The sequence below is a fragment of the Deinococcus hopiensis KR-140 genome, assembly GCF_900176165.1.
GTDB lineage: Bacteria > Deinococcota > Deinococci > Deinococcales > Deinococcaceae > Deinococcus > Deinococcus hopiensis.
Genome location: NZ_FWWU01000010.1, coordinates 98,498 through 121,325 on the forward strand (window position 1 = coordinate 98,498; position 22,828 = coordinate 121,325).

A 22,828-nucleotide genomic window follows, 5' to 3' on the forward strand; every position below is an offset into this window, starting at 1 on the left:
CGTCCACAGACCCCGCCTTGATCCACTGAATGTCGTTCGCGTCCGCCATCTCGCCCTCAGTCTGCCGTGGTGGACCGGAAAACGGTCTTACGAAGCAGGTTTCCACTCATCCCTGTGTCATCGACGAGGAACGGCGGGCTGGCCAGGATCATTCCTGAGTCCCCGCTTGTTGCCTGGGGCTCCACGACTTCCTCCACGTCCACGGGCTTCAGGCGCTGCTCGCCGAAGACCTCGGTTTCTGGCCTGCCGTCCTTGAGAAATTCAGCGCTGATGCGCACGCCGGCGTACAGGTGGATGTGCTTCGCGGCCGCCACGCCCTCCATGCCCGTGTGGACGTCGCGGTACCGCTTGCCGAGCGTGAATACCTTCCAGTTGTGAAAGGGGTCCTCCTCCCGAGGGACGGAAACAGGGTTCCGAACATGGTCACCGGGTGCGATTTGGCCCGCTTCTCCCTTCTTCGGGTCATTACGTGCTGATCTGGAGCTGAAAGTTGCGCCCCCGGACTGGGCCGCGCCTGGGGCGCGTGCAGCGGCAAGGAGCATAGCGTTGAGGCGCTGGAGCGCTTCCAAGCTGGTGCGTCCCCAGACCTCATCCTGATGGACATGAATGTGCCGCGCCTCTCCGGACTTGAAGTCTTGCCGTCCCTTGGCGAGAAGCTTTCCGACTTGCGGGTGGTGTGGAGTGCGGGATGGCAAGCGAACGACGCGGCGCTGATCCTGGCGGCAGGCGCAAGCGCCTACCTGCTCAGGCCCTCGTCCTACGACGACTTGGTCAAGCTGCTGAAGCCGCTTTTGTATTCCGCATGGCCTGCGAGGAAAAGTCCTACGCGCCCTGAGGAGTTCTGATCGAAGTCGAACAGGCGAGGCCGGCCGCTCGGTCCCCCGGACCAGGAAAAGACGTTAGGGTGGTGTCATGAAACGGGAGCAGCAACGCCGTGAGCTCTGGGAAGCCTTGCGGCAACTTCAGTGCGAGATGACGGTCCTGCCCCTCTCGAAACTTCGGGTGAATGGGAGATACGTCGAAACAATCGAAATCCACCGTGGAGGCGAGCGCATTGCGAGTGGCAGGGGGTATTCGACGAAGATGGCGTTGGGTATGGCCCTGAAGGAAGCGGGGGAAGCCCTGAAGGCGCAGGGATTTGCCATGCCTGAGCCCTTCTGAGGAAGCCCTGACGTTCAGGGAGGCCCCTTTCCGGAGCGGGAGCCGCGCCTTTCGGTTGAAGCGCCCCCAGACCCCTGCCGAGTTCGGGGGCCTGTTCTCGCACGCAGGGCGCGTACCTGGGTGGAAGCTCCGTACCGCTCTCACGGGTCAGACCCGATCGCCCAAGTCCTGCCGGGGGCGTCCGAGGGGAGGGCTGGAACCGAAGTCGGCCGCACGCAGGCACCCAGGCAGGTGACGGTGAGAAGAAGCGGAACAACGCGGACTGTCCTTGTGCGGAAGCCAACCACCTTAGAGCATTGGGGAGAATTGCGCCGTGAGGGGAAGGGCAGCCCTCACGGCTTCCCATTCTCTCCAACGCCCATTCAGCTTCGCCCGCTGGGTTCGGTCAAAAAGAAGTCCTCACTTTGACAACTGCTCTAGACTTCTTCTGCAGTCTCCTGAAACAGCTTGAGGAACACCTCCACCACCGCTGGGTCGAATTGACGGCCTCCTTGTTCCGCCACCTCCTCCAACGCTTCCGATACCGTCCAGGCTGATTTGTAGGGCCGAACGCTCACGAGGGCGTCATACACATCGCAAACCGCGAATATTCTGGCCAGAAGGGGAATATTCTCGCCTGTCAGACCGTCGGGGTACCCGCGTCCATCCCAGCGTTCATGATGGTGGCGAATCAGATCGAGGGTGGCTTCCGGGAGCATGGGGATTCGCTGCGCCATCTCCCACCCCTTATGCGCGTGCAACTGCATCAATTGCCATTCTTCCCGCGTGAGCTTGCCAGGCTTGAGCAAGATCGCGTCGGGAATGGCAAGCTTGCCGATGTCATGTAGGTACGCGCCCTGGCGCAGCTGATCGAGGTCCTGCCCCTGCAGGCCCAGCAGGACGCCCAGTTTGATGCTTAGGGTGGCGACCCGCTGGGTATGACCGTGTGTTTCCAGATCACGGGCCTCGAGCGCTGCGCCAAGTCCCAGGAGGCCACCTTCGAAGGACATGCGTACGGCCCGCTCCGTACGGCGGAGTTCCAGCACGTGTTCCAACCGGAGGGCGGCGATGTCCAGCAAGTGTTCGAGTTGAGGGGTGATGGTTCGCCAGCGCCCCACGGACACGAGGCTGAGCGAGCCGCAGATGACGCCTCTACTCCGGATGGGGGCCAGAAGAGCGCTTTTGACGTTCGCCTGGACCAGGAGGGGTAAGGCGTAGGGAGAGGACGGATAATCGGTGACCCCAACGGTTTTCTGCCGTTGGTCTACCTCCAGGGCCAGGCCAGACCGGGGAATCCACGCGTCCGTACTGGGCGCGAGGGCACCTGCTCGCTCAACACCTGGTCGGGAGACCACGTACTGGGCGCGCATTTGACGGCCTGACCATTCGAAGTGGAAGGCCACATCAAAATCCGTGAGCGTCAGGAGCTGGGTAAGGCCCTGCTTGATGACCTCAGCGGGTGAGTTCAGCTGTTCAAGTTGCCGGGAGAATTCAATGAGGGCAGTGGTGCTCCAGGAGCCGGCAAGCTGGGCGCCAAGTCGGGTTTTCATCCGCTGCAGCTGCTCTTCTGCCAGTGCAAAGGCCTGCGAAAAGGGCATGTCATGCCACAGCGCACATGTCCCAAACGCCAGCGCCTGCAGGCCAGGAAGAGGATGGAGAGCAGCAGAATTCACCCGCTCCAACGTCGCCCGGACCACTTCTTCAGGGCTTTCGGGTTGGAAGAGGAGGAACTCGTCTCCTCCCCAACGGCAAAACAGGGTACCGGAGGGAAACGCTTCTTTCAGGACGGTGGCCACATGCTGGATGAAGGCGTCTCCTCCAGCATGCCCGTGCAGTGCATTGACTTGTTTTAGAGCAGTGAGGTCAACAAGGCCCAGGGTGCCGGAGAGGTGAAGGAGGGCGGCCTCGAAGTCCGGGCGTCTGAGAAAGCCTGTAAGGGTGTCGTGCATGGTGCGCGCGTCACCCCGTTGCCCTGCTGTGAGGATCCAGCACGGTGGTGCCTGAGGAGGGACCAACGCATTTGGTCCACCTGTGCAGAAGACCTGACATGCCGAAGTGTACGTCGGGAAGAAGAGACACCCGTGATGACTCCCCGCGTTAAAACGCGGGGCTTCTCAGGCCAACAGGTGCCGCACTTGGCACACCCCCGCTGAAGGCTGCAACCCGGCCCCGATCCAAGATGTTTATGGCGGCATTCACATCGCTGTGCATGTGCAGCCCGCAGCAGGTGAAATGACCTGGACGTGCAGGGGTCAGGCTCCCCCAACCCGGTGAAGGCAACACAACCGTTGAGAGAGCGTTCCCTGAACCCTGGGCCGGTCAACTTCCAGGAGGTTCGGAAACAGGTTGGGCTGGCCGCGGGGCAGCGTCCTGTTCATGGACCCAAGAGGGCCTTGAGGAAGTCGTTATCGCTCCACGGTCCCCCTTCTCCGTAACGCACGACGACGAGGCGCTGTTCGGGAATCAGATATAAGCGCTGGTTGAACGCGCCTGCGGCCATTACGACAGCGTTGGGCGCACCGGGGGCGATCTGCTGAGCTACGCTGCCAGCACGGGCAATGGTCATGGACACATCATCGTCAGCGTCGAGGGTTCCCTCAAAGGGCCTGTTCAACCACCATGTGAGTCCATAGGCGGAGAGCGCTGCGCTTCCCTGAAAGCAGGCCTGCAGGACTTCTCGCGGGAGAACTGCCTTCCCTTCCCAGTCACCGCCCTGCAGGAACAGCTGTCCGTACCGTCCCCAGTCACGCGCGGTCATGAACGCCGAGCCGGCGAGATTAGGATGCCCGGCGTGGTCGCGGGTCCAGGTGGCTCGAGCGCCAATGGGGTCGAGCACACGGCGTTGCAGGTACGCGGCGGGATCTTCACCCGTTTTGGCCTGGACAAGCGCCCCGAACACCGCCAGGTGTGCGTTGCCATAGGTGTAGCGCTCTCCCGGGGGGTACCGAAGGGGAGTGGCAAGGGCGTCGGCGTACAAGTCGCGCTGTAGGCGGACGGCCTGAGGTCCGACCTGTCCGGGCAGCCCAGTCGTGAACTGCAGCAACTGGCGTACCGTGACGCTCGCCCGTTGGGGATCACCCGCCCAACTGGGAAAGGTGGCGCTCACCCGCTCGTCCAACTGGAGCTTGCCGTCTGACTGCAGCGCCACCGCTAGAGCACATCCGAAGCTTTTGCTGCCGCTGGCCAGCAGGTGAGGCCGCTTCAGGTCATATCCGTTTTGCGCTGCGGCGTAGCGCTCCTGACCGCCCTGCATCACCAACACGGCACTGCCGCGATGAGCGGCGCTATACGCCGCCGCCGCGAAATCCAAAGCGTGGGCGGTAGAACTGAGGATCAATGCACTCCAGGTCAGGAGCGGTCGCAAGCACATGAAAACGGCGTACACAGAGCGCCTCATCAAGGCCACTGGCAGGTCGGAGATCTCCCGATACGAATTCCGCTTGATCGGTTAGATGAGGCCGTCAATAGACCTCTTGCGAAAGTGATCGGCCAAGCTGGCAGGGTGGAGCGAGACCGTCTGGCACGCACATTAAAGACCAATCGGAAGCAATTCAAGCGGCGGACTGGGGTCTATCCCGAGACGTTTGCAGAGATGGAAGCGGTGCTGGCGGAACGGGAGGGGCGGAAGGAGAAATCAGGCCGCCCAGCGGCACTGAGCTTTACTAAACAATTGTTATTGGTACTCCGTTGAGTCTGAAAGTGCTGGCGAAGAACACGGGGGATTCCCACTCTCTCCGTACCGCGCTGACCCCAGAAACACGGGCGCCATCCATCAGGTTCCCGCCAGTCAACGGAGTACCAACGTAATTAAAGTGAGTCTAAGACGTGTTTAGTCCAGGGGAGGAGGGTTAACGACTTTACTTCCTGAGGGCAATTTCTAAGTCTTTCACATTCTCCTACGATTAGATCTTCGACTTCTTGAATAGACCTCTTGCGAAAGTCATGATGGGCAGGCTTGTGTGAGGTTACACAGCGCCGCGATGAGCTGAACCCGGAGCGCAAACCGACGCCGCCGATGTCGGCACACGCCCTTCAACACGCGGAAGATCTTCACGCGCCGGATCATATGTAGGGTCCCCTGCCGGGTATGCGCCAGGACACGGTTGTCCTGGCGCTGCTCAGTGGACAGAGGCGGGCGCTCGCGTCGCCTCATGAGGGGAGTGATGGCGGGCCTGTAGAGAACTCACAGGCCCTGGTACCCAGCGTCTCCAATGAGCGCCGTTTGGTAAGGAAAACGGACGCCTGACTGACCCAACAGCTTCAGGTCATGAACGGCCCCAGCGCTCGTGGCGGTGCTGAGGATGCGCTGAGTCACCGCGCAGATCAGCAGCTGAAATTTCAGGGTGTGGCGCTTTTTCTCGCCGCTCTACCAAGCGCGCTGCTTTTTTTGGGCCGTTCACAGGGAGACCATCCGCTTTTTCAGCTGCGCAGTTTCCGGTTGGAGGGCGCGGTTCTCAGCTTCACCCGTCGGGTTGCACCTGCCAGGCGCTCTTGAGCAGCAGGGCTAGAGCTTGGACTTGAGCCAGACGAGGGTGGTGGCCCAGGCGTTCTCCGCAGCGTCCCGCTTGTAACTTCCCCCGGTGTCGTTATGGAAGGCGTGATTGGCTCCAGGATAGATGAGGAACTGGTGTTCGACCCCTGCCGCCTCCAGTGCCGCTCGGGTCGGTGGAACGTTGGAAGTAATCCGGTTGTCCAGTTTGCCGTAGATTCCGAGGACAGCGGCCCTGATCTTGGGAACGTCCGCAAAGGAGGGCGAAGGGCCGTAGTACGGAATGGCCGCCTTCAGGTCCGGCAACAGCGTGGAGAGCCGCCAGGTCATGCCGCCTCCCCAGCAGAAGCCGATCATGCCGAAGCGTTCCACCTCAGCCCCAGGTTGCGCCTTCAGAAATTTTACCGCCTCCAGGCCGTGCTGCTCGTGCGTCTCTGCGGGTGTACGCGCGATAAAACTCGAGATCTGCGCCGTATCGGTAAACTTCTTCGTTCCGCCCTCGGACGAGACGAAGTCTGGAGCGAGGGCGATATAGCCCGCCTTGGCCACCCGGCGGGTGACATCTTCGATATGAGGTTGCAATCCCCGGTTCTCGTGAATGACCATGACAATGGGCGCGCTGTTGACGCCCTTCGGCCTGGCGAGGTACGCGAAGTTGGTGCGCCCGAGCGCCTCGTAGGTGACGGGCCCAGCCTCGATGGCTGGATCGTCAGGCGACACCTGGTAGCTGTTTTTTACGGGTTCGTTCTGAGGAGCGGCGGTCTGAGCCGCCGCCAGTTCCGATGCGCTCACGCCCCCGACCCCAAGGGTGGCGAGGAGCGCTCGTGCTCCGACCAGGGAGCCGCCCAGCAGGACGCTTCGGCGGAGGAACTCGCGGCGCGGCATCTCACCCTCGCGGTAGTCCTCCGCGAATTCTTCCGCCACGTACAAGAACAGGTCCTGCTGATAATCGCTCATGGATCGTCTCCTGTGTGGTACAGCTCATTCTAAGGATACCCAGCAGTGTTCTGGAAATTTAAGGTTAAGGAGGATGGCGAACTGTACCAATGGCTCTATCTGAGAACGCTGTCCTCTGACGCCTCTTCGCGGCATGAGCGCTGCGAGCGTAGGCCAGGAAAACGGACCCGGGCGCAACAGCAGATCCTGGAAATGGCCCAGACCGAGCCGAAGCACGCCCAGGCGTCAATGGACGCCAAGCAAGAGCACCTCACCGAACGGCATGACGTCCAATGGCCCAGACTGTCTGAAGCTGCGCAGCGCCTTACAGACAGCGCTCGGCGTCGTGGCTGAGCGCGACTAGGCCAGGCAGGGACCTCGCAGCGGCCACTCCATTTCTTCCCTGAACGGATTGAAATCGCCTCTGAACTCGGCCCTCGGTTGCGCTTCTATCCACCTGAAGTGAACGTCATGGGCAACGTCCTCCACCGCACCAGTGCAACGCGTGGGTCGCCCCTGCAGGCTGTTTTCAGCCTGCTTGAAGGAAACAGTCCACAAGGCGGTACATTCCTCAAACTGCGCCACCGGAAGGGTATTGACGTTCCACTTGATAGGCCCACACCAGCGAATCTCAAAGAGGGGTCAGCTCTACCCCGCGGCCTCTTCCCCTCAGGGAGTGTCTCCGCGCAACGCCGCAGAGGCCCGGCGCTTGCTCGCGGTCAGGGGAGGTCAGCCCGTTGCCCACAGTGATGGCAGGGCGCGGCCGTGGCAGGGCTCCTGGGGTGAGGTTCACGTGATGAACGCGCCTACAATAAGGGGGATGAGACACCTGGGAGTGCTCCTGACGTTCATGGCATTCTCGCTGGTGGACGCCCTGAGGGTCACTGTATGGACGCCCGACCTCTCGCAGGTCGTCGCGTACGGAGAGGTCCGTGGAGGCGTGATGCAGCTTCGAGCGGCCGGCACGTACGTCGGATCCGTTTCCGTCGTGGTGAGCCTCGAACCCGGTGAGGCCAGGCCCTATCCAGGGCTGGTGAGCGGATACTCGGGCGTACTGGAAAAAGAAAAGTTGTCGCTGAACGCAGCTTCTGGACGGGTAACCCTGAGCACCCTGCTTGAGCGCTGGAACATCCCTGTGCAGTGGCTGAGGCCGCTCCCCAGAGCGGACATCTGGAGGAACAGGGCTGTGGTTGGGAGAGCTGAACCCTCGGCGTGTTCCTTGGGTTCTACACACCTCTACACCAGGTTTGAACGGCGAGCATGAAGGCCATCATCAGCACGGCGACCCCCACGCCAGAACTCTGTACCCGGTGACCTTTGAGGAGCAAGCCCCCCCCTCCTGAACGGCACCCTTGTACTTTCAGATTGGACTTATCATCCAACGTATGGTGCACGGCATTGAGAAAAGCAGAGCGCAGACCGTTCAATGGGTTGACCTGAAAGGTCGCATCGGTCTTGGCTTCTCGGTCTGCGCACGCCGACCCTTTGCCCTCTTCGCTGGTCCTGCCAGCTCTGGATTGAGCACAGGGGTCTCTCAATGCTGCTGAGTTCGAGAACGTCTCGTCTGCCGGCCCCCACCTTCAAAGCGTACACCTGGGTCACCCAGGTTCAGGCGCACGTGGATGAACGACCGGGCGCAGGGCACGCGTCCGTCCGGATCACGGTTGATGTGGAGTGGGCGCATCCCGGCTCCCCAGGACTACGGACTGCGCGGATCGAGCCCCCTCACCTTCAACGCCTCCCTTCGCTGCGCCTTCCGGTTCTCCGCGCGCAACATGGTGCGGACGTGGTCCACGATTCGGTGGCTTTGCGGCGCCTCGCGCAGGAGGCAGCGCTGAGGATCATTCACCCCGGGGACCGATTGAAGGTGCGCTATGAAGTCCGGGGACGCGAGATTGCAGTGCTGGAGAGCGGAACGCGCTGCGATCATCGGAACCTGAACAAGCCGAGCAGCGCTCAAGTCCGGTCTGCAATCATCGTCTGCTTGATTGGCGTGTGCCTTCTGCTCCTTATCTCCGCCTTCTGATCCACATGGATCTGGGCCTCCCAGTCCAGCCAGGTCTCGGGCAAGCCTCCCTTGTCCTTCTGGAGTTCCTGTTGCTTCCTGGCCGAAGCGGCCCTCGCCCCGGGCGGGTTCGGGCGCGTCTCGCCACGTCACGCCGCTTAGAAAGTTGTGGCGGTACAGGACGGTGGCTTCTTCCCAGCGCCCACCCGCATGCGCCGTGCGAAAGCGCCACACGTTGGTGTCCACCGAGAACCGCAACCGGGTCGCCTCGACTTCGGGCGCGCCCCCCCACGCCAGAAAGCTGCCGTGGGCGCTGAGGAGACGCAGGCTGTGCCGCGCGCTCGCCTCGTCGTCAGGCCAAACAAGGTGGCGAGTTCTTGCCTCATCATCCAGATTTGCCCGTGCGCAAGCCGACTCAGCGGCCGCCCGGGCTTGTACGGCGGCACGTTGACGCAGCCCGCACCAGTCTAGGGGGCGCAGCAGGGCCACGCCTCAGAGGATAAGAAGAGGCCCCCAGCTTCACCAGGGCCCTCCGAAACGTTACGGGAGGTCTGCCTGTGGCTGCTGCCCCCGGGGCTCACGCCGAATAGCCTGGGTATCCAACTGTACTTCGGGGAATTCAAGAAAGTTTGCATTTGCTGTCCGGCACAGCATTTATGGTTCCGTACAATGTTGAAACCACTGTGTGGTGTGGTCCAGAAAAGGGAAGGAGCGGCCGCCCTCCGATCTGGCGGAGGAATGAGAGCACGGCGCCAATCGTGAAACGCAGATCCAGGGGTTTAACAAAAGTGACTCTTCAGCAGGGGCTGCGCGTGTGCGTGAGTACCCTCATTCCTTCGTTCGCTTAAGCTGCGAGGGTGACGCTTCCTCACCGCCAGTGCGCAGCATCCTTGATTTTCAACGAGGAGGGGCAGGTTCTTCTGGTTCGCCAGAACTATGGTGCCTATCGCTGGGGTGCGCCTGGCGGCATAGTGGATCCTGGAGAAACGCCTATGCAGGCAGCGCGGCGCGAAGCTGTGGAAGAGACGGGAGTCCAGATTAAGATTCTACGGCTCGTTGGTCTGTACTTGCTACAAGGAGGTGGATGGCCGGACATTCTCGCCCATGTGTTCGAAGCGCAAATTGTTGAGGGACAACCTATCATCGTGAATCCAGAAGAAATAGCCGAGTGCGCCTGGTACTCTGCAGATGCCACACCTGAGGACATGGTGCATGACATAGAGGCTGCTTTGGAAGACGTTCAAGCGGGACGTCATGGCGTAGTTCGAACGGTCCTGAGGAAACGTGAGATGAAAGCATTCACCCTATAAAGCTGCACCATCTTTCCCGACATATTAAGCAGTTGCTTTTCCAGAACGACATCCTTCTTCCCGAGCTTTCGCTTTCCCGCTGAGCCATCACCGAGAGGCTTTTGGAGTGTTCAAAATCAACCGATTGATTTTACTTACCCTTATATTTTTTCTCTTGGGGTGAATAGTTACCACCAGGACGAGCTTGATACTGGCAGATTTGTGCTGAATATTCACCGACAAAGCACTATTTGCCCCTGAGCGCTCAGTCAGACAAGACTGGGCCACGTCTTGGATAGCTTTTGCGCGGCCTATAAATATTCCTCGGAGTACAGCGAATGGCCTGATGGAGAAATGACGCAACTACTTAGAACGACAATCCATCTCGTCCTAAGTAGTTACAAGTGCCGTATAGAAAGGGCGTCCTCGGTTCAGTGTCCGCTTCATTCGGCGTGGCGGAATATCCCACCAATGGTGCAACCCCTGCAGAAGTCATTCACGCGGCCGATATCGCGTTGTACCGTGCCAAGAAGAATGGCCGGAACCAAGTTTATTCGTAACTACTCACCACAAGAAACACCCTCGTGGTGAGTAGTTACGAAATGACTTCGGAAATAACTTCTCTTCATACCTATAAGCACTGCAATCACGACGCAAAGGCAAAAAGCTCCCTTCAATTCAACTCCCGAACTCCCTCTTCATCTCACCACTCAGCCTGGCAGCGCTGGGAACGAAGAGACCAATGTCCGGCGTCAGTTCTCAAGACATTTCAGCTGCGGATTCAGGTTGACGGGAGGCGTACCCGGGCGTTTGAGCAGCAGTTGCCAGCTGTTCGGCCCAACCTTGAGGCGGTACTGCGCGCCGTGTTCCGGGACGGGCAGGGTGACGCCGCAGAGCCAGGAACCGAGCTGCGCGTGATGGATGGTGACGTCGTGCGCGGGGCCCTGAGGCGTCTGCCTCTGGCTGACGATGGCAAAGACGCACTGCCGCGGGATTCTTCCAGGACTGCACGTCTGGAAGGTCTGGAGAATCCGGTCGCCGGGAATGCCTAACCCCACCGAACGGATGCCCAAGGCGGCGGCGAGCGCTTCAGGGCTTGGGCGATGCTGGGGCCGAGCACCGGCGATAGACAGAGACAGAAGCAGGGCGGCGGCACAGTGGATTCGCATAGGGAGCAACCTTGGAGAGCACGGTAGCTGCTGAGAGGGGGGGATGCAACCCGTCTGAATCCGCTGGAGTTTTCGTTTGACGGTCTGTTCTCTCAGCCCGTCCCCTGAGCGTCGATCGTTGCCTTTCTGGACCGGTGTGCAGCGCTTTTCTTCGCTGGTGTCGACGCGCCGACCACCAGTTCAGCTTTCGCTGTGCTTTTGCGCTTGGCAGGTGCTGTGGGCGCTGCCCCGGCGTTGTCTTTCACCACCCGGGGGGCACGCTTTTTCCCTGCTCCGGGTCTGGAGCCGGCTGTGCTCCTGCTCCACCCGCTGTCCGGCGCGCCGAGAATGCCCAGCGCGTCAATGAACGTCCCCCCACGGCCGAACAGCCCCACCAGCGTCATGTCGGTCGGCACATCGGGCGCGAACTCATGCTGGCCGTCGTCACCGCCGAACCCCTTCGACTTGCGCTCCCGCTTGGGCGCGGTACCAGGAAGCCCTTAAACCCTGTTGACGCTCTGTCCCTTTCTGCCTTTGTCTTCAGGCCACACCTCATGAGTTTGGGAAGCGCAGGGACCGTTCCCTTCGACATCGCGCGCATATTTCTGGGTGACGCCCCACCGCTCTTCCTGCTGGAGATCGTGTTCCGCACCGCCCTGATGTTCCTGTGGCTGGTCTTCCTGCTCCGCATCACCGGCAAGCGCGGCCTGGCCCAGCTCAGCCCACTGGAGCTCGCCAGTGTCATCGGGCCCGGTTCCGCTGCCGGTGACCCCATGTTGTTCTACCCGGAAGTCTCCCCGCTGCGCGCCATGCTGGTCCTGGCCCTCATCGCCGCCTTCCAACGGCTGCTGTCCTTCCTGGTCATCCGCAGTGAACGCGTCGAAACTGCCCCCCCTCGGGTCACGCAGGCTGATCTTCAGCTTTTTGGCAGATGCGCCGCATTTCGCCCCTGGATATGTTGAGTGGAATGGAATTGTTTCTGACGCAAAGCTTGAAAGCCACCACCCCGGAGATTGGAGAAGCGCTCTGGCGGCTGGGCGAAGCACGGACGCGCACGCGAGAGCGGGTGAACAAGATCGGTGAGGTGGACTGGACCGCCGGTCCGGGGCTGAGCAGCGTGGGTGATCTCCTCTACCACATCGCTGCCATTGAACTCGACTGGCTGGCCGTCGAGGTCTGCGGCGACGTGTTTCCGCCCGGCTGGAATGCCTGGTTTCCTGTAGACGTGCGGAGTTCCGACGGCCGGTTGACCCAGATGCGGGGTGAAGCTCTGGAACGTCACCTGGAGCGGCTGGCCTGGGTGCGCGCAGAACTCGTGAAGACGTTTGAGGTCATGACGCCTGAGGACTACCACCGTCCGCGCGAGCTCAGCGCCTATACCGTCACGCCCGCGTGGGTCCTCCACCACCTCACCCTACACGAGGCGCACCACGCGGGGCAGATCGCTTTCCTGGGACACCTGCACCGGGCTGCACCGGGCCCAGCCTGATCCTCCGCTGCTGCACTGGACCGGTTGTCCTACATCGGCCCTACAGAAGGCGTCCTGAACCTGAACGAGGTTGCCCCGGGTGCCCAGCCATCTCAAGCCCTAGAGGCAGCCGGACCACCGTTCTGGAGTGGGTGGCCGCGCTCATGGGGGCGAGGTGGGTCCGCCGCTGCCCTGCCCGGGCGGGGAGGTGACGCCCATCACGCTGGACGGCGCCGAGGTCACGCCCGTGTTCAGCGTTCCACCTCTCGTGCGGTGTGTGGCAGGCGGGAGAGGCCGCACACGGGTGGTCTGCACACGCCCCTCTCGGTCGAGGCAGGCCTGGGGAATGCACTGAGGTCTTGCAGGAGACAGCTCTGGACGCGTGCTGATCACGCCAGGAGTGCAGTCCGCCACAGCACCGGGCTTCTCGCGTTACACGCGAGGCGGCGCGTGCTCCGGGCAAACAGATCTCCATCGCCAGGCCGGTGGGTGCGCTTTTGACACCGGCTCAGGACCAAACAGCCCTGAAGACCTGCCGCGCAGTAGGGGCGAGGTGCGGCTCAGCATCAGCCGTCTTTCTCGATATGCACGGCGGACATCTTGGGCAGTGCCGCCCCTGAGCGCGGCGTCCCGGGCCCGCCAAACGGCGTATGCGGCGTGCGGCAGGTCTGCCTACACTGCACGCCATGACGTACGGTATAACGCCGCCCGAACGGCAGATTGACCTGCGCCTCCCGGATGGACGGGTGTTCGCTTGGTCCGAATGGGGCCCTCAGAATGGGCGTCCAGTGGTGTTCTGTACTGGCGCGGCGATGAGCGGTGCGCTCGGCTTCGGCGCGGGTGTGCTGAGTGCGCTGGATGTCCGGCTGATCGTGCCGGACCGGCCTGGTCTGGGCCGAAGTGACCCACATCCCAAAAAGACCCTGCTCAGTTGGGTGGCGGACGTGAGGTGTTTGTTGCACACGGCCCGCCTGGGTGATGCCCGCGTGGTGGGCTTCTCGCAGGGAGCGCCGTTCGCGCTGGCCCTGGCCGGAGCGGACCTGGTGGGGGCAGCCGCGCTGGTATCCCCGCAGGATGACCTGAGGCACCCTGCCCTGACGCCCTTGCTGTCACCGGACGTGGCGAACATGGTGAGCGCGATTGCCACTGACCCGGACGGCTTCGAGGCTGCCTTCGCCGACTTCGCCACGGCAGGGGGCCTGTGGGAGCTGATCTTGGGCATGAGCGGCGAACGTGACCGCGCGGTGTACCTCGACCCGACCTTCCATGCGGCGTACCGTCAGGCCCTTGCTGAAGGCTTCGCGCGCGGCGCACGCCCGTACGCCCGTGATCTCGTGAACGCCCTGGCGCCGTGGCCGTACGAGCCCGAAGAGATGCGCATTCCGGTGGACCTTTGGTTCGGCGGTCAGGACGCCAGTACCGTACACTCCCCGGATTTCGGCATGACCCTCGCCAGTCGGCTGCCGTACGCCACACGCGTCCTTGACGCAAACGAGGGCGCGTCGATCTTGTGGACGCGTGCGTACGAGATTCTTCAGGCGCTGCTCGCGCACACCCCCTGAACCAATCGGGAGGGCGGAGGGTCTTGGCGGTCAAGGCCGACGCTCCAACAGCGCTGATCATCTGGCTGCCATCGCCAGGGCCAGTCATGACTCCATCGTCGGCACAGACCTTCATCACACCAGCCGCTCCTGGAACGCAGGAGCCACGCGGTTGTCCGGCTATACGGCGGCTGAAGCCATCGGTCAGCCCATCACGCTGTTTGTCCCACCTGAATGGCAAGCTGACAGCACGAGCACCTTGAGCAAGATCGCAGAAGGTGAGCGGATTGAAGCGTCCGAGTTGACTGGCGCAGGAAACGCCCCTGATCGTCCTCACCGCACGCAGATTGAGGCGCAGAACGAGTGGAGGGATTTAAGCCATTGTCACCCGTCACCCCGTCAGTGCGGATCTCGCGTTTTCGGGCGACGTGACGGCAGCGGTCGATCACCTGATGGCGTGCGCTGACGGAGCCCTCTATGTGGCCAAAGCCGCAGGGAGGAATCGGTGCGTTGCCTTTCACGGAGCCAATCCGTTGGGTAAGGTGACGTGAACGGCGGTATTGCCTGCCTCTGATGAAGGAGGCAGCCCGCGCCTTTGGGCACAACTCGGCATCTTCTGCTTCGGCTGGGAGGTGACCCCTGGGTCGCCTTCCTCTTTGGCTTTCTGCAGGGGGGTCCTCTCCCCTGTCGTTTCCTGGTGCCGTGGGGCTCCCCGCCGCCCTGAGGGCTGCGTGCGCTGGAGCGTGGCGCCACTTATGCGCCGGGACGACGGCAGGTTCTCGCGATCCACAGCAGTGGCAGGTATGAGCGCGAGGACGCCCACCCCCTACCTGTACTTCGGGGAATACTCACGGGCCACGCCGAAGCTGTCCTGGACGTGACCCAGTCCTGTAGGCCTGAGCGCTCAGGGGCAAACGGTGCCGTGTTGAACCCCCGGCTCTGGGCTTCACGAGTGGGGCCGTACCCCCATTCCTCCGCCAGATTGAAGGGCGGTCGCTCCTTCCCTGGCCCACAGCACGAAGTGGTTTCAACAGTGCACGGGCCCATAAATGCTGTGCCAGACAGCATATGCATACTCCTCTGAATTTCTCCGGAGTATAGCTACGGGCTCCTCGCAAGGCTGTCAGCGGCGTCTTATGACGTCTGATGTTCCCCCCTACAGCAAGGTGGAACTTCCCTCACCCATCATGACAAAGGAGAGGCGTCCGTTTGCCATTGGTCACGTCCCAGCGATTTGGCCCGGTACAGCAGGGCGTCCGCCCGCTGCAGCAGGCTGCGCACGTCATCACCCGGCTGTCCCGCCGTCACGCCGAAGCTCGCTGTGAACATCGGCAGGCCGTCCAGCCGTGTCTCACGCACGGACTGGCGAAACCGCGCCGTAATCTGCTCCGCCTGAACGGCGTTCACCCCGCGCAACAGCACCAGAAATTCTTCCCCGCCCCAGCGAGCCACCCAGTCACCCTCCCGTATTCCTGCCTTCAACACCGCGGCCATGCGTTGCAACACCTGATCGCCTGCGTCATGCCCGTACCGATCATTGATGGCCTTGAAATGATCGAGGTCCAGCAGCACTACGGCGAAAGGGCGGCCATCCTTCCGCTCCTCCAACACCTGTTGAAGCCGGTCGTACATCGCCCTGCGGTTGAACAGACCTGTCAGCGAATCGGTGAGGGCCAGCGTTCGGTACTGCAACCCTTCCGTCCGTTCGCTGGTGATCTGCCGACCAAAAATGCCCAGTTGCAGGATGAGCAGGACCACCACCGACATTTCAACCAGCAGGGTGAAGTCTTGAGGCGCCGGCCGGGTCAGGATCAGCGTGAGGTACGCCAGCATGATCACGCCCATCCAGAGCAGTGCAGGGCGCAGAGGAAGGTTCGTGACCGTTGCCAAGATGACGAACAAGCCAATGAAATACAGCCGAGGTTCGGGCAGCGCAGGGCTCTGAAACTGTTGAATCAACTGAATGACCAGCACCAGCGAGACGCTGAAGGTCACCAGGAGATCCAGGAAGCGCAAGGTAATGCGGCGCGACAGCAAAGCGGCAAGAATGGCCCCGCAAAACAGAGCGCCGAACGTGGACTCCCATCCATGGGACGTGGTGGGGCCGCGCTGGAGATGGTCGTACAAGGCCACGCCCGCCTCCCCCAGAAGAATCATCCCGGTCATGCTGACGTAGAAGCGGTAGCGCCACGCCTCGGCGTCCAGGCCCGAGAACTTTCGTCTGTTCTGCCGGCCCATACCGGCATCGTAAGGAGGTCTCTCTTTCTCATCTATGACGCCCAAATGAGGGGAGGGCGCTGGGCATGGCGGGAAGAATGTGCTCATTCGGCGCAAGGACAGCAAAACGACGAACATGCAGGTGGCCCGGGCAGGAGAGTGCCTGCGCTCCCGCTCAGCTCTTGCCGCTGCTCCAGTGCCCCTTACAGGAGGGCTGATGCGCCGTCCGGCCCACCAGCGTTCAACCGTGAGAGACGGCGGCTTTCTCCGCCTTTGCGCATGCTCTTCTCCATCCATGCAACTCTGGAACGCGCGTGCCCTCCTGGGCATGTTGATGCTGGCGTCTTCTGCCCAGGCGAAGACTTGAGCACCGTCTTGAAGTTCGGCCCACGTGTGGCCGGAACTGAAGCCAATGAGAAGGCCCGGGCCTACTTCGAATCCCAGTTTCGGGCGCTTGGCTAAACCACCCACCGCGACGTCTTCACGTATCCCCGGTTCGGTGATCTGGGCTCGGATGTCCGTTTGGGCAGGAGCACCCTTCCAGCGCGCTGTAAGGCAGCACTGGCGGGACAGTGACAGCGCGAGTCGTACGGGTCCCGGGCGTGGACGCCCCGGAGAACTTCCGTACCGTGAACGTCCGCGGTCAGGTGGGGGTGCAGCGCGGCCAGATCCCGTTCCTCGAAAAGGCCAAGAACGCCCTTGCGGTGCGTGCGGCCGGGCTGATCGTGGTGAACAATGAAGCCAAGGAGCTGCAGGGTCGTCTCGGTGAACGCCTGACTTTACCCGCCCTCACGGTAACCAGCACTGCGGGCACGGCCCTGCAGGACGGTCAACAGATCACCCTGAACGTTCGGGTACGTGACAGTAGGTGCGCGGTGTCAACGTGGTGGCGTTCAAGTGGGGTGTCACCCGCCCGGAAATTGTGTTTGGGAGTCGCCTGGACTCGGTGTTCCGTTCTCCTGGTGCCAACGACAATCTGTCGGGTACCGCTGCCGTGGTCGAACTTGCCCGCCGTGCGGTCCACACCCCACTTGCCCAGCGGAGCTTCTTCGCGCTGTTCGACGGAGAGGAGGACGGCCTCCGTGGCTCACGCACTTTTGTTCAGGAGAACCCAGCGCTGGTGCAGGGACTGAAGACCATGTTCAACTTCGACATGGTCGGGGTGAATGCCGCACCACTCCGTGTGACGGGCGAACGCCAGCTCGTCGACACCCCACGGCAGGCCGCGCAGATTGCTGGCTCCTCCCCAGACCAGGGCAGCGACCAGGTGCCTTTTGCACAGGCGGGTATTCCCACACTGTTCTTCCACCGGGGGCTGGACGCCAACTATCACCAGCCGACGGATGCGCTGGCCAACCCGGAACTCATTCGGGCTACGGTAGGAGCCACATTGAAGACCGCCGGCGCTGCGTTGAAGCCGACCTCTACGGGGCGCTAGATGTGCCAGGAGAGGGATGACCGCAGAGCGACCTGGAAGCCGAAATGGGCGTGAGGACTTCTACTGGCGCTGGGGAAGAAGAGTTGAGCGCAGCTCCTGAGGGTTGACCCCGTTTGGCCTGCTCTCTTTGAGCCGGCCTCACGCATCTTCCCCTCAACATCCCAGAGAAGAAGGAACCGCTTGAAAAGCAAGGCACCCGGTATCAACGCGGGCGCCTTTTCGCTTCTCCTGATGGGCATAAATGATTTTTAAGAAAAAACAGGATAGTATTTACGTTCAGAACATACCACACGCGTCAAGACCTCTCGGAGGAGGACTTCCCACTTCACCGGTAGGGCCTCCGCCACTTTCGCCCTGGGGTTGGAAAAACCCCGCAAGCTCTGAGGGTGCAGGTACAGCGACACCCGGTGGGCCACACATCCCAGATCCGTCTCCTGCGCTTTAGGACAGCTGAGCAGAGCAGTCACCCGCTTCCCTGCAGCATCGGGACAACCTGCAGCTTGTGCTGAGCTGCTTCCTGAAGGGTTGGGGATCTCCGGTTTCTCCAGGCCGGGAGCCTCAAGCGTCGGACGTCTCCGCTTGTCACGCTTCACGCTGCCCGAGAGCGGAGGCAGGGGGTACGTTGTGGGGGTCAGCCCCTGGAGGCCACAAGGTACGTCTGACGCGCTGGGAGAAGCGTCAAGCCCTGTATCCCGGCTTTGTCGAGTTGACGGCTTGCCTCAGCATTTGGCGCAAACTCACCCCCGATGCACCGCTTAAAACATCTTCCGAGTAGGCCAGTAGGGGTGCGCGGCAATGAGGAAACTGCCCGTCCCTGCAGCGGGGTCCTGAATGCGGTCCTCGCCCGCCCGTCGGCTTCATCGACGCGACAATCGCGTCGGTCGGGGGCCTGGGCGTGAAGTACTGGCCTGCGCCGCTCTTCTTCTCGTCGGCGTTCTTCGCGAGTAGACCTTTATACAGGTCCCCGCAGCCTTCCTCGCGGGCGCTGTACCAGTCCAGAGCACGGATGTCCGTCACGGACTTGCGGATCGTCACAAGCTTGCGGATGAAGCTGCTGGCGTCCGCGTAGATCTGCCGAACAAGCGGTGAGCCCTTCGTGCCCAGCTCCAGCAGGGTACGGCGGTAACGCCCGAACAGGCCCGGGGCGCTCAGGTTCAGCGGGTCGCCTCAGCGGTACCCCCATCCGGCAGCTGGTCTTCTGTACCAGTCTTCTTGGCCAGCTTCAGGAACAGCAGATAGATCAGTTCCGTGACGTACTGGCGGTAGGTCGCGCCGTCATTCCAGCGGTTCCAGAGTTTCTGGACGACATCGGCTGTTTTGATCATGGGGCCTTGAGGGGTGGGGAGAGGTCGGTGTTCTGAGCGAGCCCCGGACACTGGCCTGGAACCGAACGGCTTTATGGCATTTGTCCGAATTACGCCGTCGTTGGGAAGGTACCCCTCATGGCGCCATTCTCCCCAATGCGCATTCAACCTCGCTCGCCGGGCGCCGTCAAAAAGAAGTCCTCCCTTTGACAAATGCTCGAGGAGCCCTGCTCCAGGCGTGCCGGATCAGCGCGTCACCCGGAGACCTCCCTGGCTTCCACCGGGTAATCCATGACCACCACGCTCTCCACGAGGCCGTCCAGCCACTGCACGAAGGCCTGGTGCGCTGGATGGGGCAAATAGCCCTTGAGGGCGTCCCGATCTTCAAAGGTGATTCGCAGGCCCAGGGTGTAATCGTGAATGTTCTGAACTTCTTCCGTTTCATTGATGCCTGCGGAGAGACCAACAATGCCCGGAATCTGCTCCCTGAACTCCAGGATGGCCCCCACCAGCTCTGTTTGCTTTTCGGGAGACAGCGGCTCCTTGAATCGGAAAATGACGATGTGCTCGAACATAACGTCCACATCCTTTCACAGCTCCCAGACATTGGAGTGGTCCTGGAAAAGCACCCCACCATACGGACCCAGGGGCCGGTGAATCGTTGCGAAGGGAAGGGTCACGCCTGAGACGCACCTCTTCCCCGCTCGGGCGGATGCGGCCCACACCGCCTGCGTCAGCTGAGCCACCGCGAAATCCAGCAGACCGCCGAACACCTCACTTCATACGGTTTGCGGGATCATCCGTTCCCTCCCCTCCGCTCGGGTCATTCTGTCGTTTCGCAACTGACCAACCGCAATCCTTACGAAACAGATAGAGAGCTGGAGTTCCGCAGCGTCAGGGCCTACGGAACTCCAGCCTGGTCCCATGGCCGTCGTCACACCGGCGCGCAGCGGCCAGATCGGTTCCTCGCGTGTCATGCTGGCCCACTCACCGTTCGTGCGCTGGGCGCGGTGCAGCACCCGCTCCTGGGTGCTGCTGGGCAGGGCGCGGCCAGTGAGGAGGTCCGTCACGCCCTGGAGAGTTCGCACCCGGTTATGTGGCCGCTAAGGGCTGATCTGCACGCTCCAGATTGATTGCCTGCAGTCGCGCGAGCACCTCGTCCTCGGAGAGCGGCCACTCCCAGCCGTACGCCGCGACCACCGCAGGGCAAGAAGGCATGCAGATTTCGTCCTGGTGCAAGCGTCCCGCCACTCCTCCCTCTGGGCAGGGTTCGACGAACTCAACGTCGAGCCAGTATTCGGTATCTCTAATGTTGTGGCCCTCCAGCTCCAGCACGTTGCACCGCGCCTTCCATGCTCTGGCCTGGGCTTCCTCGTGAGCATCCAAGTCACGGCAGGCCTCACCTGGGACGTCCTGGGCCAGCTGTGCGGTACACTGGCAGAACAACCCTGATTCTTCTGAATCAGGTGCCGGCGGCCATACGTCGAACTGGAGGAGCCTGCTACCGCAGGCTCCTCCATGTTGTTTTCCCCAGCGAGGTCCTTATGCGCCGTGATCATCCTCAGCAGAAGTCGCTCCGCCCCCTCTTTCGTCTCACCCGCCCCCACACCGTTGGTGGTCCATGAGCCTTCTGGACCTCTCCGCCCTCCTGGTCTGCGTCACCGCGGCCCTGGCCTTCGTGAACGCCCGGTTTCTCAAGTTGCCTGCCTCCATCGGCGTCACGGTGGGGGGGCTGCTGATCAGCCTGGCCCTGCTCGCGCTCGTGGCCCTGCGCGTTCCTTTCGCCCTGTCCGCGGCCGAAGCCGCACGGGGAATTTCGTTTGACGTCTTCGTGTTCGAGGGTGTGCTGTCCTTTTTGCTGTTTGCTGGGGCCCTCAGCCTCAACTCACATGCCCTGTGGAGTTTGCGCGGCCCAGTGATCTCTTTTGCACTGCTGTCCACCGCCATATCCACGGGGCTGATGGGCGGCGCACTGTACGGCCTGCTGCGCCTGTTTGGACTCGGGGTCCCTTTCGTCTACTGCCTGCTCTTCGGGGCCCTCATTTCGCCCACCGACCCAGTGGCAGTACTCGGAATGCTTAAGCAGGCCAAGGTGCCCAAGCGCATCGAAACGCTGGTCGCCGGTGAAAGTCTGTTCAACGATGGCGTGGGGGTGGTGGCCTTTGCCGTGCTGGCGAGTATCGCCGCCGCAGGAACTGGCGGTCACAGCCCAGAGCTGAGTGCGCTGGGTGTCCTGACCTTGTTTGCTCAGGAAGCCGTCGGCGGACTGCTGCTCGGCGCCATTCTGGGGCTGGTGGCCTACCTGGCCCTGCGGTCTGTGCATGACTTTGTGGTCGAGGTACTGCTGACCTTGGGTCTGGTTCTGGCCTGTACAGCAGTGGCGACGCACCTCCATGTTTCTGCCCCACTGGCCGCTGTGGCTGCAGGACTCCTGGTCGGCTCTCTTACGGATCGCCGCCCGGCCAGCTTGAGCAGCCGCGAGAAATTCGATGCTTTCTGGCACCTGACGGACGAGTTGCTTAACATCTTCCTGTTTGCCCTGCTGGCCTTGGTCGTCGTGGCGGTGGATTTCAGCGGTACAGCGCTGGTGCTGGGATTGATCACCATCCCACTGCTGCTGCTGATTCGCACGGTGAGCGTGCAGGTGCCCGTGTGGTTCTTGAACCGGCGCCATACTTTTGCGCCCTATACACGTCGCCTGATGATCTGGGGCGGGCTGCGTGGGGCAATCAGCGTGGCGCTGGCCTTTACGGTGCCGGCTGGCCAGGCGCGTGACCTCTTCCTGGTAATGACCTACGTGGTGGTGGTCTTCAGCATCATCGTGCAAGGGTTGACGGTGGGCCGTCTGGCTGCGCGGGCGGGGGAACAGGGGGCGTAAACACCAGATTGATGGTGCACCGGGTGGATCGCTTGCCACGGGGGCCGGCTTCCAGACCCCGAGTGATGAGAGAACAGCAACCTGTCCTGGTCGAAATTCCTCCCGACACCCCTGCGCCCGGGAAACCGCTCACCTATGGCAAGTGACCCACCAGGCAGCTCGGCTGAAGGCCTACAAAGGCGCTCCAGGCCAACCAATGGTGGCAAGAGGGGTTCAGGGCGTTCCGACTGTAGGTCGCCGATTTCGTCGTGCCACAGCGCAAAAAGGCACTTCCCTTCGCTCAGTTTTCAACCCTTGGCCTACGCGCTGTAGCACGTCCTGGTGCTCCTCCAAGCCGGGGAGAGGGGAGAACTCTGGAGCCGTTTCCTGACCCAGGACGTGCTTCAGCATGGTGCTGCCCAAAGAGAGCGGGGAACGGGAGTCGAGAAGAATCCCGCCGATTTGTATACTGCACTCTCCACCTCAAAACATTTGGAATTGACGACGTGTTCCACCCGCATTCCAGGCAATGAACGGGCGACACGCCCGCACCAGGGGCCCTGCCTGGAGGCCTTACCTCCAGCTTGTGAGGCGCCTGTGGTGATCGGTCAACCCCCTGTGCCTTGAAGCAGTGGTGACGCCGGGACCGAGGAGGATCCGTGGGCAGGGCACTTGTCCCTCGTGTTGGCCAGCAAGCCGCGTATGGTGGTCTTACTGAACGAACGTTCAGCTTGTTATGTCCATGGAACGCCCACTGCTCAGCGGCCAAAACGCTCTTTGCCTGGCGGCTGCCGCATGGGTCGGCCGAAGCCTGCGCCGCCCTTCCCACAACTCGGATATCACGGCATCCCATCACCCCTCCCACCACGGGACCGGCCTGCCTGACTCCAGGGCACCCGCACCTCAGTTCTGTCCGGCCGGAACCCCACCGAAGGAGAATCCAGTGCACACCACGTCAACAGGGTCCCCGCTCCACCACATCCTGATCGGCAAAGT

25 protein-coding genes and 1 pseudogene are annotated in these 22,828 nt (G+C 62.0%); 12 read left to right on the top strand and 14 right to left on the bottom strand.

The features are described from left to right. Positions 1 to 56: 56 nt before the first annotated feature. Positions 57 to 314, bottom strand: a complete 258-nt coding sequence (locus tag B9A95_RS32860; RefSeq protein WP_139807132.1) for a hypothetical protein — start codon at positions 312 to 314, stop codon at positions 57 to 59. A 189-nt stretch (positions 315 to 503) separates the two neighbouring features. On the opposite strand from B9A95_RS32860, the gene B9A95_RS29085 reads away from it, so the two are divergent. Both B9A95_RS29085 and B9A95_RS29090 read left to right on the top strand, forming a co-directional pair. Further along, the gene (locus tag B9A95_RS29085) at positions 504 to 845 is read left to right on the top strand and encodes a response regulator (RefSeq protein ID WP_084051116.1); all 342 of its coding nucleotides are present in this window, start codon (positions 504 to 506) and stop codon (positions 843 to 845) included. 67 nt (positions 846 to 912) lie between these two features. Beyond that, entirely contained in the window at positions 913 to 1,161 is a 249-nt protein-coding gene (locus B9A95_RS29090) for a hypothetical protein (RefSeq protein ID WP_084051117.1), read from the top strand. 416 nt (positions 1,162 to 1,577) lie between these two features. Here B9A95_RS29090 and B9A95_RS29095 read toward each other — a convergent pair whose 3' ends face one another. The 5 genes from B9A95_RS29095 to B9A95_RS29115 form a co-directional block, all read right to left on the bottom strand. After that, positions 1,578 to 3,089: a diguanylate cyclase gene (locus B9A95_RS29095; protein WP_084051118.1), complete on the bottom strand. Its 1,512-nt coding sequence runs from the start codon at positions 3,087 to 3,089 to the stop codon at positions 1,578 to 1,580. Positions 3,090 to 3,514: 425 nt separating this feature from the next. Then, on the bottom strand, positions 3,515 to 4,510 hold the full coding sequence (locus tag B9A95_RS29100) for a serine hydrolase domain-containing protein (RefSeq protein WP_170928841.1): 996 nt from the start codon (positions 4,508 to 4,510) through the stop codon (positions 3,515 to 3,517). Positions 4,511 to 5,080: 570 nt separating this feature from the next. Then, entirely contained in the window at positions 5,081 to 5,293 is a 213-nt protein-coding gene (locus tag B9A95_RS37355; RefSeq protein ID WP_139807133.1) for a transposase family protein, read from the bottom strand. Between the two features lie 30 nt (positions 5,294 to 5,323). Continuing rightward, entirely contained in the window at positions 5,324 to 5,455 is a 132-nt protein-coding gene (locus B9A95_RS37360; RefSeq protein ID WP_425429984.1) for a hypothetical protein, read from the bottom strand. Positions 5,456 to 5,644: 189 nt separating this feature from the next. Then, positions 5,645 to 6,586, bottom strand: a complete 942-nt coding sequence (locus B9A95_RS29115; RefSeq protein WP_084051120.1) for a dienelactone hydrolase family protein — start codon at positions 6,584 to 6,586, stop codon at positions 5,645 to 5,647. Between the two features lie 772 nt (positions 6,587 to 7,358). On the opposite strand from B9A95_RS29115, the gene B9A95_RS29125 reads away from it, so the two are divergent. Then, the gene (locus tag B9A95_RS29125) at positions 7,359 to 7,829 is read left to right on the top strand and encodes a hypothetical protein (RefSeq protein WP_139807135.1); all 471 of its coding nucleotides are present in this window, start codon (positions 7,359 to 7,361) and stop codon (positions 7,827 to 7,829) included. A gap of 435 nt (positions 7,830 to 8,264) precedes the next feature. Here B9A95_RS29125 and B9A95_RS32875 read toward each other — a convergent pair whose 3' ends face one another. Further along, on the bottom strand, positions 8,265 to 9,059 hold the full coding sequence (locus tag B9A95_RS32875; protein ID WP_139807136.1) for a hypothetical protein: 795 nt from the start codon (positions 9,057 to 9,059) through the stop codon (positions 8,265 to 8,267). Between the two features lie 368 nt (positions 9,060 to 9,427). On the opposite strand from B9A95_RS32875, the gene B9A95_RS29135 reads away from it, so the two are divergent. Continuing rightward, a complete protein-coding gene (locus tag B9A95_RS29135; RefSeq protein WP_084051124.1) occupies positions 9,428 to 9,880 on the top strand; it encodes an NUDIX hydrolase in 453 nt (150 codons plus the stop codon). Between the two features lie 413 nt (positions 9,881 to 10,293). After that, complete coding sequence (locus B9A95_RS37365) at positions 10,294 to 10,419, top strand: diguanylate cyclase domain-containing protein (RefSeq protein WP_212648410.1); 126 nt, start codon at positions 10,294 to 10,296, stop codon at positions 10,417 to 10,419. Positions 10,420 to 10,611: 192 nt separating this feature from the next. Here the strand turns inward: B9A95_RS37365 and B9A95_RS29145 are convergent, their stop codons facing one another. Beyond that, positions 10,612 to 11,028 carry a hypothetical protein gene (locus tag B9A95_RS29145; RefSeq protein WP_139807137.1) on the bottom strand — a complete coding sequence of 139 codons (417 nt, stop codon included), beginning with the start codon at positions 11,026 to 11,028 and terminating at the stop codon, positions 10,612 to 10,614. Positions 11,029 to 11,561: 533 nt separating this feature from the next. Here B9A95_RS29145 and B9A95_RS29155 point away from each other — a divergent pair. Together B9A95_RS29155 and B9A95_RS29160 are read left to right on the top strand one after the other, a co-directional pair. Beyond that, complete coding sequence (locus B9A95_RS29155; protein ID WP_245808572.1) at positions 11,562 to 11,969, top strand: DUF421 domain-containing protein; 408 nt, start codon at positions 11,562 to 11,564, stop codon at positions 11,967 to 11,969. Between the two features lie 5 nt (positions 11,970 to 11,974). Continuing rightward, positions 11,975 to 12,496 (top strand): DinB family protein, encoded by a 522-nt coding sequence (locus B9A95_RS29160; protein WP_170928842.1) that lies wholly within the window; start codon positions 11,975 to 11,977, stop codon positions 12,494 to 12,496. 141 nt (positions 12,497 to 12,637) lie between these two features. On the opposite strand, the gene B9A95_RS32880 is transcribed toward B9A95_RS29160, so the two are convergent. Continuing rightward, entirely contained in the window at positions 12,638 to 12,868 is a 231-nt protein-coding gene (locus tag B9A95_RS32880) for a hypothetical protein (protein ID WP_139807138.1), read from the bottom strand. Between the two features lie 293 nt (positions 12,869 to 13,161). Here B9A95_RS32880 and B9A95_RS29165 point away from each other — a divergent pair, with 293 nt between their 5' ends. Beyond that, a complete protein-coding gene (locus B9A95_RS29165) occupies positions 13,162 to 14,037 on the top strand; it encodes an alpha/beta fold hydrolase (protein WP_170928843.1) in 876 nt (291 codons plus the stop codon). After that, positions 13,994 to 14,482 (top strand): PAS domain S-box protein, encoded by a 489-nt coding sequence (locus B9A95_RS37370; RefSeq protein ID WP_170928844.1) that lies wholly within the window; start codon positions 13,994 to 13,996, stop codon positions 14,480 to 14,482. Before B9A95_RS29165 ends, B9A95_RS37370 begins: the two co-directional genes overlap by 44 nt. A gap of 719 nt (positions 14,483 to 15,201) precedes the next feature. On the opposite strand, the gene B9A95_RS29175 is transcribed toward B9A95_RS37370, so the two are convergent. After that, positions 15,202 to 16,254 (bottom strand): GGDEF domain-containing protein, encoded by a 1,053-nt coding sequence (locus tag B9A95_RS29175; RefSeq protein WP_170928845.1) that lies wholly within the window; start codon positions 16,252 to 16,254, stop codon positions 15,202 to 15,204. Between the two features lie 608 nt (positions 16,255 to 16,862). Here B9A95_RS29175 and B9A95_RS35875 point away from each other — a divergent pair. Next, positions 16,863 to 16,994: pseudogene (locus B9A95_RS35875) on the top strand (PA domain-containing protein); the annotation flags it as partial. Between the two features lie 107 nt (positions 16,995 to 17,101). After that, entirely contained in the window at positions 17,102 to 17,671 is a 570-nt protein-coding gene (locus B9A95_RS35880; protein WP_245808573.1) for a M28 family metallopeptidase, read from the top strand. Between the two features lie 678 nt (positions 17,672 to 18,349). On the opposite strand, the gene B9A95_RS37375 is transcribed toward B9A95_RS35880, so the two are convergent. From B9A95_RS37375 to B9A95_RS29205, 4 genes are all read right to left on the bottom strand, one after another. Beyond that, positions 18,350 to 18,706 carry an N-6 DNA methylase gene (locus B9A95_RS37375; RefSeq protein WP_212648412.1) on the bottom strand — a complete coding sequence of 119 codons (357 nt, stop codon included), beginning with the start codon at positions 18,704 to 18,706 and terminating at the stop codon, positions 18,350 to 18,352. Between the two features lie 119 nt (positions 18,707 to 18,825). After that, complete coding sequence (locus tag B9A95_RS34825) at positions 18,826 to 18,996, bottom strand: SAM-dependent DNA methyltransferase (protein ID WP_212648413.1); 171 nt, start codon at positions 18,994 to 18,996, stop codon at positions 18,826 to 18,828. A 233-nt stretch (positions 18,997 to 19,229) separates the two neighbouring features. Next, positions 19,230 to 19,550, bottom strand: coding sequence for a Dabb family protein (locus B9A95_RS29190; RefSeq protein ID WP_084051132.1), 321 nt, complete (start codon positions 19,548 to 19,550; stop codon positions 19,230 to 19,232). Positions 19,551 to 20,067: 517 nt separating this feature from the next. Beyond that, positions 20,068 to 20,361: a hypothetical protein gene (locus B9A95_RS29205; RefSeq protein WP_139807139.1), complete on the bottom strand. Its 294-nt coding sequence runs from the start codon at positions 20,359 to 20,361 to the stop codon at positions 20,068 to 20,070. Positions 20,362 to 20,596: 235 nt separating this feature from the next. Between B9A95_RS29205 and B9A95_RS29210 the strand changes: the two genes are divergently transcribed. Further along, positions 20,597 to 21,853 (top strand): cation:proton antiporter, encoded by a 1,257-nt coding sequence (locus tag B9A95_RS29210; RefSeq protein ID WP_084051136.1) that lies wholly within the window; start codon positions 20,597 to 20,599, stop codon positions 21,851 to 21,853. The last annotated feature ends 975 nt before the right edge of the window (positions 21,854 to 22,828 follow it).